The sequence below is a fragment of the Thermaurantimonas aggregans genome, assembly GCF_003851885.1.
Classification (GTDB): Bacteria; Bacteroidota; Bacteroidia; order Flavobacteriales; family Schleiferiaceae; genus Thermaurantimonas; species Thermaurantimonas aggregans.
The window spans coordinates 110528-127731 of sequence record NZ_BHZE01000002.1; the positions used below are offsets into that span (position 1 = coordinate 110528).

Below are 17204 nucleotides of genomic sequence, written 5' to 3' on the forward strand. Positions count from 1 at the left end.
GCTCTTTTGATTGTGCTATTTTCAGTAAATCAATTGATAGAGAAATTTGGAATTTTCATACCCTATGTCCACTCTTACTTCGACGATTTAATTGCAGTTCCGGCCACTCTTGGCCTTACTAAATTCCTGATGTATTTTATTCATAGAAATACCTACAAACATTTGTATACACCCTTTCAAATCTTTGTAGTGATCTGTATGTTTTCAGTGTATTTCGAATGGTATCTCCCTGAAAAATATCCCTATCATTATCGCGATTATGTCGATATTTTGTGTTATGTTGTTGGCGGTATTTTTTATTATCATTTTATTCAAAAAAAATCAAGATAAAATTGGAAAAAGGAAAAAGCTGAGTAGATATACAGTGAAAAGACCAATGATGCCGATGATTGCGCCAAGTTTTATGAAATCTTGACTCTTCAGCATGCCTGAGGCATAGGCAAGTGCATTGGGAGGTGTGCTTACGGGCAGTGCCATTGCTAAAGATGCTGATAAAGCAATCGAAAAGGCGAGCTCCTTTGCGAAAACCACATCCGTTTGCCCAAACGCAAATGCGGCTGATATGCCAATGGGAATCAGAAGATTAGCAGCTGCTGTATTAGAAATTACGGTAGAAAGTGCCAGTGTGGCGACCATGAGCGATATGAGTAAGATGTTTCTGTCGTCAGGCAAAAATTCTAGCACCATGCGGTCGAGTCCTGTGTCTGACATGCCCCTACCTAAGGCAATGCCCCCAGCAATTAGAATAAGCACATTCCACTCCAGACTGTTAATATCGTTTTTTTTGATTAATCCAGTAACTGAGAAAACCACGACTGGCAGCAGCGCTACCACGCTTGTAGGCAGGCCGTGAATCTTCTCCGTCATCCAGAGTAGTACTGTAATGGTAAAAATGGACATTACAAATACTTTTTTTGGATCTAAATCGGCCGGTTGAATCGAGATAGAAAGTTTATTGTTCTTTGGAGGAAAAATAGCGATTAACAGAAATGCTGTAATTGCAAGAAGAACGATACAAATAGGGATGGCTATGATCATCCAATCTGTAAATCCGATGTTGAGGCCTTTATTTTGCAAGAAGCCTAGAGCTATTGCATTAGGAGGCGAACCTATAGGAGTTCCCATGCCGCCGATATTGGCAGCAAAGGGTACAGCGAGGATCAAGGCTTTTTGAAATTTCTTTTCATCGCTCATTTGTGACAAAATGGGACCTAAGAGGGTTAGCATCATGGCTGTGGTAGCCGTGTTGCTCATCCACATTGAAAAAAGCGCAGTAAAACCCATAATGCCGATGATCAATTGAACGGGGGTAGCGCCGAAATAACGCAGCATCCAAGTAGCCAATGTTTGGTCAACGCCTCGTTTTACGCAGGCTTGGGCGAGAATAAAACCTCCCAAAAACAAGTAGATTACCGGCTCGGCTAAGGGTTGAAAATAATGCTTAAAATCTTGCTGATTCTCGGGATTTTCAAATCCAAGGTTAGACCAATTGCCCGGATTGGCTAGCAGCAGCACTTGCAAGCCTATGATGAGAAGTGACGTCGCAAAAAGGGGGATTGCCTCGGTAATCCAAAGTAGGCAGGCAAATACAAAAATGAAAATCATCAAAGCTGCTTCTTTGGGTATGCTCTGCTGCTTTGCATAAATGTATACACTGATGGAGATAATTAGCAAAGTTAGAAATACACTGATTGCACGAGAATCCCATTTTGGATTAGTACCAGCTATTTTTGTATGTGCTTTAATGTATTCGAGTACGTCTTCGATCTTGCGCGTCGGATAAGTACCGATGTAAATTGCCTCTTTCACGACGTTTGAAAATTTAAGAGGGCTTTTGTTCTCAGAGGTCATAAAAGTGTATGTTTTACACTATGTAAAAGTAGAATGGTGAATCATGCTGATTTATGACCTAAAACAGGGATTCAAAAAGTTGCTTAACTAGTTACGCTTAAATGAAATCTTCAACTTTTAAACTTCAGCTTGTGCTTAAAATTTTGCCTAAATCCTTAAAAAATGATCAATTAAATTACTGAAGGAGTATTTCTACGCGACGGTCTCTAGGTTGTGCCTTTTGCAGTGGCTTTACAATCACACCGCCCTTATCTTTTTTTATCCTTGAGGGTTGCACACCTTCCTCTATTAAAATAGTTTTTACATAATCGAGTCTATTTTCTATTAATCTGAAATTTAATGATTTAGGTCCAGTATTATCGGCATATCCTCTCAGAAGTACAATAGAAGACGTAGAATCTGCCAAGTATCTGGCGATTTCTCGCAAATGTGATTCTTCTGCGGATGATAGTTTTGCTTTGCCTGATTCGAAATAGATGGCTCCCCGGGTTTTAAATCCTGCTGTTGCTTTTATATCCCATATAGGGGAATTATCCTGTTCTGTAATTTCTCTTTTATCTGCTAAATTATCTTCGGTGTTTTCTTTTATGCTTTGATCATCTTGAGTCAATTTTTCCGTATTTATTTGATTTTCAATAGTTTGAACTTTTTGTGCTAATAGTTCTAAAATTTTTGTTTGTCTTTCTAAAATTTCAACAATGGATTTTTGAGCAGTACTATCTGTTGTAGTTTGACTTGTATCACTGAAATTTTCTGAAGATCGATTAGGCATTTCTGAGGGCGATACGGAGACGCTATTTGGATTTTTAACCTCATTACTCTGGCGCAGGGTCGTCGTGGTTGAACTTCTTGTTTTTTTAGCATTTTCAGGTCTTTTTTGTGAAGGAAATAACTCACTGGTCTCACCTACTTTATTCTTATTTTGAGATGGCTCATTATCCATTGAAAGTTGCTGTTCTATCGAAGGTGGTTCAGAGGTATTTGTTGGCATCAATGCCTGAGGGGTAACTTTCTTAACTTCTGAAATTTGTTGAGCATTTGTTTGATCGACCTCTTGATTTATTTTAGAATTTTGAGAAGAAAAGGCTGGCTGAATAACAGTTTCTGATGTTGGCCATTCTTCAATATTTTTTTCTTGATTACTTATCCAAATTTGTAAGCTGTCATTCTGGCTTTTAAGGGTTTTTAATAGATTTTCAAGTGAATATTTTTTAAGCTCAAGTTGTTCCAAATGATTCGAATAAACGATGTAAATACTGTCGCGCACTTCTTTTGGCAATATAGTATCTAATGCAATTTCATTTTTGTAGTTATTCAAAATGCGAATGCTATCGTTTATTTCAGAAAGTTTGCTTTCTGCAGTAATTTTTTCGCTTTGCAATTCGCTTATTTTTTGCCGACTTTTTAAGATTTGAATTTCTAAAATTGCTTTATTCAGATTCACACGAAGATCGCTTATTTGTTTTTGCTGATTTTCTATCACATATATCAATGAATCCGACAGATTAAGGGTAGATAATTGCCTTTGAGCCATCACTGCCGGGTCGAATTTGCTAGGAGTATTTTCTAATGAGGGTGGCGGTGCGTACCCTCCGATGCTTGGAAATTTCTTCAATCTCCTTTGACTGCCAAAGCTCCACTGAATACCCACGGAATGAAAAAGGTAACTGTCGCATACAAAATCGTCGCCTCTTTTTGAGGTCGTTTGTCGGCGGTTTGTAGGATCAGATGCACGTTGCTGCAGTTGGCTGTTGAATTGAGTGGGATAATTCATACTCACATCATCTAAATAATCTGTGGTTGTTACTGTTAGTTGGGTTGAAAGATTGAGATTAATTTGCCGACTCAATCGTATGCGAAAGCCCAGCTCTAATCTACCTCCGAAAGCTATTGTCTGATAATCAACGCCTTCTGTTTTTAGGCCAGTGAGTAACGTCTCGTAATCTCCGTTTTGGCGCAAGGCGGGGTTTGAAAGGTTGTAAAAATTCCCTTCATTATCGCGTAAATCCGCGTAAGTTTCAAAATTGAGCAATACAGCGTGCACTCCAATGTATGGGGCGATAAAGGACCTGTGAGATAACCACTTCAAATTATCGGTCTTAAAAATCAAGCCAATAGAAGCATCGTAGATGGAAGTTTCGGCATTGAGCCCACGGTCAAAGAAAGGTGCATCTGTCCAAAGAGTGCCATCGGGTTTTACAAAGCGGTCATTTGCGCTAAAGCTTACATTTCCAAAGGCCATTTTTAAAGCCCAGGATGGGCTGATGTATCGCTCGAGACTGACTTGCCAAGATGGTAAAGGAATATACTCAGCATTATAGGTGTATAAATGCCCAATTGATTTCAAGAGATCACCGTCCTCAAAGCGGTAGGGGGTTAGGTCGCCATAATAGGTAGAATAGCCAGTTTGAACGCTAAATCGCCATTTGTAGGGAAACATTTGGCTATTTAACAAACTAGGAAATAGAAGAAACAGTACAACGAATCGCGTCATCTTTTGCGCTTTTTGTCGAAACCAGCCCATACATTTAATTCGATGCTGACACCGCCAAATAAAGCCGCATCGAGCTGAATTTGGCCATCTGAGTTAGCGTCAGACGAAAGCAGTGTGCCGCCAATGTGGAAACGCGCTACGCGAAAAGCTTTGTATCCTAGCCCAGCATAGATCGGCAAGTTTATTACAGGGCCTGAGTATTTGATTTGTGAAAATTCCAGATCTCTCAACAAGACGCCTACTGAGAGAGAAGCGTTGCCCAGATAGCGGGCAAACGTCTTGTTAGCCAGAGGAATAGAGATTCCTACGTATGGGGATGTGTCGTACACCAGATTGCTAAAATTGCCCTCCCAGTATACGAATCCATAGCCAAAGTTGATGGGAATGGAACCAGGTAATTGCTCTGTCACAGCTACGGAGGTGCGTTCTTCTCTCAGAATGAGCATGTTGTCACTCAAAAATTGAGTTGCCTCACTTTGAACCAATTCGATCAGCTCTTGGATGAGTTTTTCGGCGTATGCTACGCGTTGCGATTCCTCTTTGCTCTTTTTCGCAATGTTAAATCGAGCATTGCTTAGACTTTCACTTTCTATTTGTCGGATTTTTGCCAATACAAGACTGCTGAATCTGTCGAAAGTTCGACCAGTTGTATGTCTGAACTCTTGTAATCCCTCAGCTATTAGGGCATTAAGTGTTTTCAATAGTTGATTGGGCGATTGTAATCCGATGATGCTGTTGCGTCGGTAGATATAATTTGATCGGATTGCAGCTTCTAAATTGGCATTGAGAGAGAGTTGTAGTGCTCTTAACTGTTCAGGAGTGGCTTTTGTAAAGTATTGAAAGGTAAAAAAATATTGCCTCCCGCTGCGTAAGGGATCGAGCTGAATTTCAAATCGATCGACTTTCATGTCGAAAGGTCGCTGATAGAATCCGATGTAATAGGGTTTGTTTTTTTCAGATTTTTCGTATAAAATTAATTCTACCCTATGTACTTCCTCTGGCAAAAGACCGACAATCTTAATTGGCTCTTCAGCTGGAAGCTCGGCTCCTCCAAAGAGCTGATTTTTAAGAATATCAAATGTGATTGTTCGAATATTGGACTGCCCTATCAGATCGCCAGATGTAAGAAAAAGTAAAATAATTATAGAAAAGATGTAGAAGGTTAATTTTTTCATCTATCAATTTTTGACGCAATTTAAACAAATTCTCGATGGGTATTTTAAAAGTTTGTTCGAACGGATTACTCTGAATTTCTCATACTAAAATTTTATTGTAAAAAAATGAAATGTAGGAATCTCACTTATGTGAGGCAACTCAATAAACTATCTTTGCCCAAACATTTTGAAGAAATGCAACCAATCTCCTCCATTATAAATCCCGAAGTTTTAAACCAAAAGGAAAAATTATCCAAACTTTTTAAAGAGGCACAGCCCTGCAGGCATGTAGCTATTGAAAACTTTTTAAATCCGCAAATTGCAGATCAACTCTTTGAAAATTTTCCTCCATTTGAAACCTTGAATGTAAAGCGCAAGAGCATAAACGAAGATAAAGCTGAGGACTACCACTTCGAGCGCTGGCACCCAATATTTTCCCAAGTAAGAGATGCCGTGCAAAGCGAAGAATTTTGCACTTGGCTGAGTGAGATGACCGGAGTAGAAGGCCTGAGATCTACCGATGATAGCCTGGGAAGTGGGTTACATCAGGGTAAAAATGGCAGTTTTGTAGATGTGCATGTAGATGTAAACATGAATCCTGAAAAGGGCCTATGGCGACGAATTAATCTGTTGATTTACCTCAATAAATATTGGAAACCTGAATACGGTGGAGATTTAGAGCTCTGGGATGTGGAAATGAAGAAATGTGTGAAAAAAATTCCACCTTTTCACAATGTGGCTGTAATTTTTTATACCGACGATAATTCGCCTCATGGATATAGTCGCATTCATGTGCCTGAGCACGAAAGCAGAAAGTCTTTTTATACCTATTACTATACTCCAATCGGTGAAGGTTTTACTTATCGCGATTCCAAATTCTTGCCTCGACCGGATGAAAGTTTGGGTAAAAAATTGATTACCAATGTAAAAGAAACAATTAAAATCAACACAAAACGCGCATTAAAATTTCTTGGCGTTAAAAAACTTGATTTTCAGGATAAAAATTAATAAGGCACTTCGTTAGTTGTAATTTGTTTTCATATTTGTCTAGGAATTTGTGCAAATGAATGTTTTGATCATTGACGATAATCAAATCGACTTATTAATAAACCAGCGAGTTGTAAAGAATTTAATGCCAGAGGCTGAGATAAAATCCTGTATATCTGCTATCGACGCTCTCAAGTATTTGGAGTATCTTCATATAAATCAAGAATTCGAAAAATTGCCGGATATCATTCTGCTCGATATCCGCATGCCCATAATGGATGGCTTTGAATTTTTAGAAAAGCTCAATGAATCACCAAGTCTGAAGCTAAAAATACCAAAGGTATTACTGGTCACTTCATCCATTGATCCATTGGACGTTCAGCGCTCAAATGAGCATCCCTTAGTAAAGGGTTTTATCGGAAAACCCCTGAAAATGAACGCGCTACAAGAAATAATTAATAAGCTAAATTTTTAAAGCTCTGAGCATTTCTCTTTTACCAGGCGGCCCCGGAATTTTTTCTACTTGAAAACCCACTTCTTTCAATGCGCGTCGTACGTCTCCCTTAGCAGAGTATGTAACCCAAACGCCTGGCGTACGCAGCATTTCAAAGCATTTGCCCATTGCTTCTACAGTCCACAATTCAGGTTGGGCTGATGGGCTAAAGGCATCGAAATATATCAGATCGATGCAATTTGCCTCAGGATGGAAGTTTTCAAAGGCAGTATGTATCAACTCAATTTTAAAATTTTCTGAAACGCGTGAAAATGACTCCGCATTAAATGTGTGAAAGGCAGTAAACTGCACTTCATCTAAACCAAGCAAGTCAATGTAATTCAATTTTTTAGCAGTTTCTGCATCAATGGGAAACAGATCCACAGCCTTGTAGTCAACCAAGAGTTGCCGTTTTAAAGTCTCTAAAAAGGTAAGCACGGCATTTAGACCTGTACCATACCCCATCTCGAAAATGTGCAGATTTTCCTTAGGGAATTTTTCGAGGTAATACAGCAGACCCTCTTTAATAAAAACATGCATAGACTCCTGAATGGCGCCATGCATGCTGTGATACGATTGCTGTAGGTGGGTATTTATGAGGGTAGAAGAACCGTCTTTAGTTTCTGCGAGTTGAAACATGTTCCGGCAGATCGACGTAGAGTTTTTTAATACGCGGAATTGGGCCCTGACAGAACTGTTGATGACAATTCACGCAGTTGCTTACCAGTGTGTTAAAAGCAGCGGGTTTTTCAGCTTCAGGCGCTTCTTTGAAGTTTTTTACCGATTCGATCCACGCTGTAGCCATTGGGTGAAATACTTCGGTGATTTCTTCTGGGTCTGTAGCCTCGGCTGTGTGCAGCTGGTTGAGCCATTCAGGTACTTCAATCGACGAATAATCACCGGCTTCTACGGATTTTTTCCATTGTGCAGTGAGCTTGTCCATGCGTCGCATCAAGAGGGCAAGCTCCGACATTTCAGGTCTTTTGTGCAAGTCTGCATCCTTTTCGTTCACAGCATTTTTCGACTCAGAACTGCACGAATAAAAAAGCGCTCCTGCTAAGAGCGCTGTGAACAAGATGAATTTTTTATTTAATAATGACACCATTGGCCATAAAGGTTATGCTAGTATCGGGCTGGGTGATGGCGGCAATTTCTTCAGCCGACTTTCCGGCGTCTTGAGCTTTGTGGCGGAGCCATTCTACATCTTGTACTTCGAGTTTAGCATATCCTTCCATGATGGCTGTATAACCGGCTGAATTTTTCGGAACAAAGAATTCGTAATCTTTAAAACGTACCACCATAGTTTTTCCATTTCCTAGGTCTACATCCATCCAGCAACCTTTCTTCTGACAGCATTCGTTTATCGTTCCGCGTACTTTTACAAATACAGAATCACCTTCTTTAAGCATAGTGAGCAGTTCGGATGCTTCTATTGCCCCTTCTTCAGTAATTTTTTCTCCAAAAAAACCGGTAGGAGATTCCTCTGATGTTTCTGGTTCTGTAGTTTCTGTCGTCTCTGTTTTGTTTGTACAAGCTATGGCTAAAAGGAGCATTCCTGTAATTGCAAAGTACTTTAACATTTTCATTTTAAAATTTTCTGCAAACTTATGCCGATTGGTGAAATTATTAAACAGTTGCCCCCACAAAAACCTTCACAACTTACCTTTGTCGAGGGGACAACGAACTTTTTGTAATACTATTCTACAAAATGAAGATTTCAAAAGTTAATCAATCAAGGATTAATGAGGTTGATTTTTCCAATCTTCCATTTGGAAAAGTCTTTACTGACCACATGCTCATCTGCACTTACGAAAATGGCCAATGGGGAGAACCTGAAATACGTCCATATGGACCGATTCCCATGTCGCCAGCTACACATGCCTTGCACTATGGGCAAGCTGTATTTGAAGGAATGAAAGCCTATCGAAAAGACAATGGCGTGGTGAGTATTTTTCGTCCGGAAGCAAATTTTCAAAGGCTCAATCGGAGTGCTGAGCGCATGACAATACCTCCTGTGCCTAGAGAGCTTTTTATGGATGGTCTTATTCAGCTCATTCAATTAGACTACGACTGGGTGCCGGCAGGAGAGGATATATCACTGTATATCAGGCCTTTTTTGTATGCATCTTCTGAATTCATAGCCGCTAGACCCTCTGAATCTTACGTTTTTTGCATTTTGCTCAGCCCTTCGGGTCCTTACTACAGCGGTGCTGTGAAGGTTAAAATCGAAGAAAAATTCGTGCGTTCGGCTGATGGTGGGGTGGGATTTGCTAAAGCCGCTGGAAACTACGGTGCAGCTTTTTACCCAACACGACTCGCACAAGAGGCCGGCTTTACTCAAATCATTTGGACGGATCACAAGAATCATCAGCTTATCGAGGAGTCAGGCACCATGAATGTGGCTATGGTGATCGATGGCGTTTTTCGAACACCTGCTCTCAGCGATCGCATTTTGGCGGGAATTACTCGAGACAGCATTCTCACCATGCTGCGCGATCAAGGCTATCCCGTACAGGAAGGTCCTGTAACGGTGGACGAGTTACTCACTGCTGCTCGCGAGGGCAGACTCAACGAAATGTTTGGCATGGGTACAGCTGCTGTAATCAGTCCGATTTCTCATATTGGCTATCGTGGTCAGATTGTTGAAGTGCCTACACCTACTGATGGATTGTCAGTTTCGATCAAAAAAGCACTTTCAGATATTCGATTAGGTCGCACTGCCGATAAGTACGGCTGGATGCACGACGTGTTTAGACCATGATATTTTTGAGAAGTGACTTTAAACGGCACTTCTTACATGGTTTTGAGCTTTTTGCGATCGATTTTACCCGTGTCGCTTTTGGGCAAAGATTCCAGTATTACCAAATGCTTGGGTATTTTGTATTTAGCCAAACCTTTTTCGCAAAACGCTTTCAGCGCTGGATAATCGAGCGTGTATCCTGGCTTGAGTGAAATAAACGCTTTGCCGGTTTCACCCCATTTTTCGTCAGGCACACCTATCACTGCCACTTCAGCCACCGCTTCGTGCGTAAGAATGTACTTCTCCACTTCTGCAGGATATACATTTTCGCCACCAGAGATGTACATATTTTTAATTCGATCAACCACATACAGATAGCCCTCTTCATCCCTTCGCAGGATGTCGCCCGTCTTAAACCAGCCCTCCGAAATGCTGCTTCGGGTAGCTTCATCGTTTTTCCAAAATCCGGGTGTTACAATGGGACCTTTAAGCCACAGTTCACCTGTGCCTTTGCCATTTACAGTGTTGCCTTCGCCATCTACGAGTTTATACTCCACATAGAAATTGACAAACCCTATGGAGCCTCGCTTGCGAATGGCATCATCTTCAGGAAGAGAGGTGATGTTGGGTCCGCATTCCGTCAATCCATAGCCTTGACGAATGGGTACCCCTTTTTCGGCCCAAATTTGAATAAGTGGGATGGGCAGTGGCTCACCCCCAACGATAAAATATTTCAAATGAGTAAAGGTGGCTTCTTTAAACTTGTTTGTCTCCGCCAGCATGCGCACCATCGTAGGCACAAGCATAAAGAGGGTGATATTCCTTTCAACCAATACCTCAAGGCACATTTCAGGGTCAAACTTTTTCATAAGATATACTGAGCCTCCAAAGTGGAGTAGGGGAGTGAGCAGCACATTCCAACCACCTGTGTGAAAAGGAGGTGTCACAATCAAAGTGCTGTCGTCAGAGTGTACTTTAAGCCGAAGAGCCGTATTTACACTGTTCCAAAAGAGCATTTTGTGCGTGTAGAGAGCGCCTTTAGGAGCTCCAGTGGTACCGCTGGTGTAGAGAATGAAAATAGGGTCGTCTTCGGATAAATGAGTGCTGTATTTTAAATCTGTAGTGCCGGCAATTTGAAGGTCAAAGAGCCCTTCGATCGGTTTGTGAACTAAAGAGATACCGGCCTGATTCCATAGTTGGTTGTATTCATTTGATACAAATACCAGCGAACATTCTGCGTTAGAAACGATGTAGGCAATTTCGCGCGGTGCGAGTCTATAGTTCAGTGGCACCAATACAAAGCCAGCCTTTTGTGCAGCAAAAAACAGAGCGACATATTCGGCGCAAAATGCTGAAAGTACCCCGATGCGATCTCCTTTTTTTATTCCCTCAGCCAAAAGATAAATGCCGATTTTTTCGGCATAGTCGTTTAGCTTTTTAAATGTAAAGGTTCTACCGGTGTCAACTTCTACAACGGCTGGCTTATTGGGGGAGTAAATGTTCCATTTTTTCGACCAATCAAGCTCCATAAACTCATTTTTTTGCGAACTAAGCTAATGCAGTTTTTTTGTTTAGTTATCCGGAGTGCATATTTGCTAGACTTAGCGAAAAAATGGAATTAGGAATAGATCTAAAACTCAGTGTATCAGGTTTAAAAGATTTTTTTTATTCATAAGACTCAAAGTCGTTTTACCTCCTTTCTGCTGGCGATGTTTCTTTATTCAAATAAAAGATCATTGATTTATAAGGCCTTGAGCAGTCATGGTGAATTTGTATAAACTCTGCCAGATCAAAAGCGTACTGAGATTTTTTTCCTTTCTTTGCACCGGTAAAACACGCGGAATTTCATGGCATGGTTTAAACGAAATAAAGAGGGCATTACTACCAGTACTTCTGAAAAGAAAGAAACTCCTGAGGGTCTGTGGTATAAATGTCCGAAGTGCAAAGTAATTACTGCAGTTGAAGATCACCAGGCCAACCTCTGGGTATGTGCCAACTGCAACTATCACGAAAAAATCAACGCTAAAGAATATTTTAAAATACTTTTTGACAACGGCGAATTCACCGAACTAGACCCAAACATGAGGTCGGTCGATCCACTAAATTTTGTGGACACAAAAAAGTACTCCGATCGACTCGCCGAAGCCATCAAAAAAGTAAAAGTAAATGAAGCTGTTACCACTGGTGTCGGCAAGTTGAATGGCCGTGATATCGTAATCGCTGCCATGAACTTTAACTTCATCGGAGGCTCGATGGGAAGCGTGGTGGGCGAAAAAATAGCTCGTGCCATGAAATATGGAATCGAGCACCGGGTGCCAGTAATGACAATTTCGAAATCAGGTGGGGCCCGCATGATGGAGGCTGCGTACAGCTTGATGCAAATGGCCAAAACTGCTGCAATGATTGCTCGAATGCGCGAGGCTGGAATTCCCTATATATCGCTTTTGACCGACCCCACTACGGGAGGTGTCACTGCATCATTTGCTATGCTTGGCGATATCAATATTGCAGAGCCAGGCGCTTTGATCGGTTTCGCTGGTCCGCGAGTGGTAAAAGAAACTATTGGAAAAGATTTACCTGAAGGTTTTCAAACCTCTGAATTTTTGCTAGAACACGGATTTATCGACTTTATCGTTGAGCGCAAAAACATCCGTGAAAAAGTGGATTTTTTCCTCCAGTGTGTGATGTAAATTTAACTTTGAATTTTGCGCTATTGTGCTATCTTTGCCGGCCATTAAAATAAATAAAATTTAGAAGGACAATATGTATCTGACACCGGAAATTAAGCAGAGTATCTTCGCAAAATATGGTACTTCAGCTACCGATACTGGCTCACCCGAAAGCCAAATTGCACTGTTTACCTACAGAATTAATTACTTAACCGAACACCTTCGCAAGCATAAAAAGGACAAGAGTACTGAAAGAGCACTCGTAATGCTGGTGGGTAAGAGAAAGAAATTGTTGAATTACTTAAAGGACGTAGATATTGAGCGCTACCGAAAAATCATTAACGAACTCAATATTCGCAAGTAATCTTCCTTTTAAAGTTCTTTTGTTTAAAAAGGGCATCAACTATTGATGGCCTTTTTTCGTTTTTAATAAGATACATGTAAATATGGCTCCAACACCCATTATACAAGAGATAAAATTGCCTGATGGTCAGATCATTACCATAGAAACCGGTAAACTTGCGCGTCAGGCACACGGAGCAGTGGTAGTAAAGTCAGGGGCTACCATGCTGCTGGCCACTGTGGTTTCAAACGAAGAACCGATGGAGGGCATCGACTTCATGCCCCTTACCGTAGAATACCGCGAAAAATTTTCTTCATCAGGTCGTGTGCCCGGCGGATTTATAAAACGCGAAGCAAAGCCGAGCGACGAAGAGATTCTGGTAGCCCGCCTGGTTGACCGTGCTCTGCGCCCGTTATTTCCGGAAGATTATCATTCTGATACTCAGGTTATTATAAATCTCATTTCTTACGACAAAAACGTAGCTGCTGACTCATTAGCCGGTTTAGCGGCATCAGCTGCCATCGCCGTGTCCAACATCCCCTTCAATGGCCCGATTGGCGAGGTTCGCGTTGCTCGTATCAACGGTCAATTTAAAATCAACCCTTCTCCAGCTGAAATTCCTACGGCTGATATCGACTTGATGGTAGGCGGCACGATGGATAGCATCATCATGGTGGAGGGCGAGATGAAGGAGGTTTCGGAGTCTGAAATGCTCGAGGCCTTAAAAGTGGCACACGAAGCCATTAAAATTCTTTGCCAGGCCCAGCTGGAGTTAGCCGCTAAAGTACCAGGTGCATATCCCAAACGCGAGTATTGTCATGAGACGAACGACGAGGAGCTCAAAAAGAAAGTAGAAGAAGCTACTTACGCCAAGGTTTATGAGGTGGCCAAAAGTGCCCTTCCTAAAAAAGTTCGCAATGCGCGTTTCAAAGAAATTTTTAAAGAATTCATCGAATCGCTCGGCGAGGATGTAGATGAACAAACCATTAAACTCGCTGAGAAATATTACGGCCTGGTGCAATACCACGCCATGCGCAATATGATCCTAAACGAATCTAAACGCCTCGATGGTCGTGGCCCGGCGGATATCCGCCCCATCTGGTGCGAGGTAGATTATTTGCCCGGTGCTCATGGTTCAGCCATTTTTACGCGTGGCGAAACGCAATCGCTCACGACTGTTACATTGGGTTCTAAACTCGATGAAAACAAAATAGACTCAGCCACCTTCGTGGGCTCTGAGCGCTTCTATTTGCATTACAACTTTCCTCCGTTTTCAACTGGCGAGGCAAAGCCGCTGCGCGGTGTAGGCCGCAGAGAGATTGGTCACGGCAATCTGGCTCAGCGAGCCCTCAAACCGGTAATTAGTGAGGATATTCCCTACACCATTCGGGTAGTGAGCGACATTCTTGAGTCAAACGGTTCCTCTTCAATGGCTACTGTCTGTGCAGGAACGCTTGCCTTAATGGATTCGGGTATTCCCATTTCAGCGCCGGTATCGGGCATTGCTATGGGATTGATTACTGACGAAAAGTCAGGAAAATGGGCTGTTTTAAGTGACATTTTGGGCGATGAAGACCATCTGGGTGACATGGATTTTAAAGTCACCGGTACGGCCAAAGGTCTCACTGCTTGTCAAATGGACATAAAAATTCAGGGTCTTTCTTTCGAAATCATGGAAAAAGCCCTCACGCAAGCAAAAGAAGGACGCCTGCACATTCTAAACGAAATGCTCAAGACCATTGACAAGCCACGCCCCGAACTCAAACCTCACGCACCTAAAATTATTAAATTGAGCATTCCTAAAGACCTCATAGGCGCAGTCATAGGTCCGGGTGGTAAGATTATTCAGTCAATTCAAAGCGAAACCGGCACTGTAATTGTAATCGAAGAGGTCAACGATAAAGGTGTGGTTGAAATATCAGGTACCGACCCAGAGGGCATCAACGAAGCAAAAAAGCGAATTCTCGACATCGCTTTTGTGCCCACAGTAGGTGAGGTGTACACTGGAACTGTAAAGTCTATTCAAACATACGGCGCATTTATTGAAATAGGGAAAGGAACCGACGGATTGCTGCATGTATCTGAAATCGACCATAAGAGGATTGCCAACGTGTCAGACGTGCTGAAAGAAGGCGACAAAATCGATGTAAAACTGATCGCCATCGACGAAAAAGGCAAGCTCAAACTATCGAGAAAGGTACTGCTGCCCAAACCGGAGGTTTCAGGTTAATACCCCCTCTGCGCGAAACATCGCGCTGCTTACTGATTCAAGAAATCAACTTTTTAAATCCCCTTTGAAAACACCAGTTGACAAATGAGGCAACTAAAAATTACAAAACAGGTTACGAACCGCGAAACTGCTTCGCTGGACAAGTACCTACAAGAAATCGGCAAAGTAGAACTCATCAGTGCCGAACAAGAAGTAGAACTCGCCCAGCGCATTAAGGCTGGTGACCAGAAAGCACTGGAGCAGCTCACCAAAGCCAACTTGCGTTTTGTGGTATCAGTAGCTAAACAATATCAAAATCAAGGTCTTACTTTACCTGACCTCATTAATGAGGGCAATCTTGGCCTTATAAAGGCTGCTCAGCGCTTTGACGAAACAAGAGGTTTTAAATTTATTTCTTATGCCGTTTGGTGGATTCGTCAATCCATCCTTCAAGCTCTGGCCGAACAGAGCCGTATAGTTCGCTTACCGCTCAATAAAATTGGAGCGATTAACAAAATCAACAAGGCTTACGCACAACTCGAACAAGAGCACGAGCGCGCCCCGTCAGCCGAAGAAATTGCCAGCCTGCTCGACATGTCAGAAGAGGATGTAAAAGAAAGCCTCAAAAACAGCGGCCGCCACGTGTCAATGGATGCTCCGCTGGTAGAAGGCGAAGACTCTAACCTCTACGACGTGCTCAGCTACGGCGAAAGCCCCAACCCTGAAGAAGACCTCTTGCACGAATCACTTCGTATCGAGATTGAACGGGCCCTTTCAACACTTACTCCGCGCGAAGCTGACGTAATCAGGCTCTTCTTCGGTTTAAATGGTCAGCATCCGCTTACGCTCGAAGAAATCGGCGATAAGTTTGACTTGACACGCGAGCGCGTCCGTCAGATTAAAGAAAAAGCCATTCGCCGACTGAAGCATACTTCACGCAGCCGAATTCTGAAATCTTATTTAGGAGGTTAATCTCCCGCTAAAAATCTCTTTATGTCAAGCCGCCCTGCTTTTGGGCGGCTTTTTTTATCTTCTGAAGTTTTGCTAATCTTTCAAAAAATAGACAGTTTTATTCACCAGTTTTTACTTTAAGCTATTCCAGGTATTTCACACTCTCTTTTACCAATTGCCTTCGTTCAGGTATCTTTGCGAGAAACTGTAGCCAACGTATGTCCACTGATCAATGGCCTCTCTGGGAAGTTTTTGTAAGGAGTAAAAATGGATTGAGTCACAAGCATGTGGGGAGCCTTCATGCACCTGATGCACAAACGGCCATTCTCAACGCGCGCGATGTGTACACACGTCGAAGCGAGGGTACCAGCATTTGGGTAGTTGAAGCGCGTCACATCCATGCTTCAGCGCCTGATGCAAAGGAACCGCTTTTTTCTCCCGCCGATGACAAGGTGTATCGCCATCCTACCTTTTACGATATTCCCGATGAAGTAGGCCATATGTAATTTGTCGATTAAATGAAAAAAAATATTCATACCCAAGGCGCTGATCATCGTCTTATTTACACATTGCGGTTAGCTGATACAGCATTAATTCTCGGCCAAAGACTAAGCGAATGGTGTGGACATGGACCTGAACTGGAGCTCGACATCGCACTGAGCAATATAGCACTCGATCAGCTTGGCCATGCCCGAATGCTCTATCAGTATGCAGCCCGTCAGCTTGGTCCTGATGTCACGGAAGACGATCTCGCCTTCTTTCGCGATACCAGTTCATTTCACAACCTGTTGATAACCGAACTGCCGAATGGTCACTGGGGAGATACACTGGCTCGACAGTTTTTATTTGATACCTATAATTATTACTTGTATTCGGCACTTTGCAAATCAACCGACGATGACATTAGAGCCATTGCCCAAAAAGCCATAAAAGAAATTACCTACCATGCCCAGTGGAGTGCTGAGTGGGTCATTAGGCTCGGCGACGGTACAGAAGAAAGCCATCAAAAAATTCAAAAATCACTTGATGACTTATGGATGTGGACAGGTGAGTTTTTTATGGCTGATGACGTAGATATGAATATGGCTGATATTGGGGCCGGTGTAAATCCCGAAACGTTAAAATCCGCTTGGGAGTCGAAAGTTAACGAAATACTCTCCCTTGCTACGCTTACTGTACCCCAAGCTAATTGGTTTCAGAAAGGCGGCAAACAAGGCCGTCATACAGAATATTTAGGTTACATCCTGGCCGAAATGCAGCATTTGCCGAGAATGTACCCCGATGCAAAATGGTAGGCTTACAATCAATTTTCT

Annotated in this window: 17 protein-coding genes; 10 read left to right on the top strand and 7 right to left on the bottom strand. The window is 42.2% G+C overall.

Going from position 1 to position 17204, the window contains the following annotated elements; all coding sequences use genetic code 11:
* Positions 1-6 precede the first annotated feature (6 nt).
* Positions 7-330, top strand: a complete 324-nt coding sequence (locus tag EIP89_RS01445) for a magnesium citrate secondary transporter (protein ID WP_124396880.1) — start codon at positions 7-9, stop codon at positions 328-330.
* Here the strand turns inward: EIP89_RS01445 and EIP89_RS01450 are convergent.
* The 3 genes from EIP89_RS01450 to EIP89_RS01460 form a co-directional block, all read right to left on the bottom strand.
* A complete protein-coding gene (locus tag EIP89_RS01450; protein ID WP_124396881.1) occupies positions 322-1851 on the bottom strand; it encodes an SLC13 family permease in 1530 nt (509 codons plus the stop codon). The two genes, EIP89_RS01445 and EIP89_RS01450, sit on opposite strands and share 9 nt — an antisense overlap.
* Before the next feature lie 175 nt (positions 1852-2026).
* Complete coding sequence (locus tag EIP89_RS01455) at positions 2027-4093, bottom strand: OmpA family protein (protein WP_160160481.1); 2067 nt, start codon at positions 4091-4093, stop codon at positions 2027-2029.
* Positions 4094-4341: 248 nt separating this feature from the next.
* Positions 4342-5520: a hypothetical protein gene (locus EIP89_RS01460; RefSeq protein WP_124396883.1), complete on the bottom strand. Its 1179-nt coding sequence runs from the start codon at positions 5518-5520 to the stop codon at positions 4342-4344.
* Between the two features lie 174 nt (positions 5521-5694).
* On the opposite strand from EIP89_RS01460, the gene EIP89_RS01465 reads away from it, so the two are divergent.
* Together EIP89_RS01465 and EIP89_RS01470 are read left to right on the top strand one after the other, a co-directional pair.
* Positions 5695-6507 carry a 2OG-Fe(II) oxygenase gene (locus tag EIP89_RS01465; RefSeq protein ID WP_160160482.1) on the top strand — a complete coding sequence of 271 codons (813 nt, stop codon included), beginning with the start codon at positions 5695-5697 and terminating at the stop codon, positions 6505-6507.
* Positions 6508-6562: 55 nt separating this feature from the next.
* A complete protein-coding gene (locus EIP89_RS01470; protein WP_124396885.1) occupies positions 6563-6961 on the top strand; it encodes a response regulator in 399 nt (132 codons plus the stop codon).
* Here the strand turns inward: EIP89_RS01470 and mnmC2 are convergent.
* Genes mnmC2 through EIP89_RS01485 form a run of 3 tightly spaced genes read right to left on the bottom strand, consistent with a single transcriptional unit; the run spans position 6950 to position 8565 of the window.
* Entirely contained in the window at positions 6950-7618 is a 669-nt protein-coding gene (mnmC2, locus tag EIP89_RS01475; protein ID WP_124396886.1) for a tRNA (5-methylaminomethyl-2-thiouridine)(34)-methyltransferase MnmC2, read from the bottom strand. The two genes, EIP89_RS01470 and mnmC2, sit on opposite strands and share 12 nt — an antisense overlap.
* Positions 7596-8084, bottom strand: a complete 489-nt coding sequence (locus tag EIP89_RS01480; protein ID WP_124396887.1) for a hypothetical protein — start codon at positions 8082-8084, stop codon at positions 7596-7598. The genes mnmC2 and EIP89_RS01480 overlap by 23 nt, the downstream gene beginning before the upstream one ends.
* Positions 8065-8565 (bottom strand): DUF4920 domain-containing protein, encoded by a 501-nt coding sequence (locus tag EIP89_RS01485; RefSeq protein WP_218019307.1) that lies wholly within the window; start codon positions 8563-8565, stop codon positions 8065-8067. The genes EIP89_RS01480 and EIP89_RS01485 overlap by 20 nt, the downstream gene beginning before the upstream one ends.
* 122 nt (positions 8566-8687) lie before the next feature.
* On the opposite strand from EIP89_RS01485, the gene EIP89_RS01490 reads away from it, so the two are divergent.
* Entirely contained in the window at positions 8688-9740 is a 1053-nt protein-coding gene (locus EIP89_RS01490) for a branched-chain amino acid aminotransferase (RefSeq protein WP_124396888.1), read from the top strand.
* A 32-nt stretch (positions 9741-9772) separates the two neighbouring features.
* Here EIP89_RS01490 and EIP89_RS01495 read toward each other — a convergent pair whose 3' ends face one another.
* Positions 9773-11248, bottom strand: coding sequence for an acyl-CoA synthetase (locus EIP89_RS01495; protein WP_124396889.1), 1476 nt, complete (start codon positions 11246-11248; stop codon positions 9773-9775).
* 318 nt (positions 11249-11566) lie between these two features.
* Here EIP89_RS01495 and accD point away from each other — a divergent pair, with 318 nt between their 5' ends.
* The 6 genes from accD (at position 11567) to paaC (ending at position 17186) form a co-directional block, all read left to right on the top strand.
* Complete coding sequence (accD, locus tag EIP89_RS01500; protein ID WP_124396890.1) at positions 11567-12409, top strand: acetyl-CoA carboxylase, carboxyltransferase subunit beta; 843 nt, start codon at positions 11567-11569, stop codon at positions 12407-12409.
* A gap of 73 nt (positions 12410-12482) precedes the next feature.
* A complete protein-coding gene (gene rpsO / locus EIP89_RS01505) occupies positions 12483-12752 on the top strand; it encodes a 30S ribosomal protein S15 (RefSeq protein WP_124396891.1) in 270 nt (89 codons plus the stop codon).
* Between the two features lie 82 nt (positions 12753-12834).
* Positions 12835-14961 carry a polyribonucleotide nucleotidyltransferase gene (locus EIP89_RS01510; RefSeq protein ID WP_124396892.1) on the top strand — a complete coding sequence of 709 codons (2127 nt, stop codon included), beginning with the start codon at positions 12835-12837 and terminating at the stop codon, positions 14959-14961.
* A gap of 84 nt (positions 14962-15045) precedes the next feature.
* Complete coding sequence (locus tag EIP89_RS01515; RefSeq protein WP_124396893.1) at positions 15046-15912, top strand: sigma-70 family RNA polymerase sigma factor; 867 nt, start codon at positions 15046-15048, stop codon at positions 15910-15912.
* 197 nt (positions 15913-16109) lie between these two features.
* Positions 16110-16397: a 1,2-phenylacetyl-CoA epoxidase subunit PaaB gene (gene paaB / locus EIP89_RS01520; protein ID WP_124396894.1), complete on the top strand. Its 288-nt coding sequence runs from the start codon at positions 16110-16112 to the stop codon at positions 16395-16397.
* Between the two features lie 12 nt (positions 16398-16409).
* Entirely contained in the window at positions 16410-17186 is a 777-nt protein-coding gene (gene paaC / locus EIP89_RS01525) for a 1,2-phenylacetyl-CoA epoxidase subunit PaaC (protein WP_124396895.1), read from the top strand.
* Positions 17187-17204 lie beyond the last annotated feature (18 nt).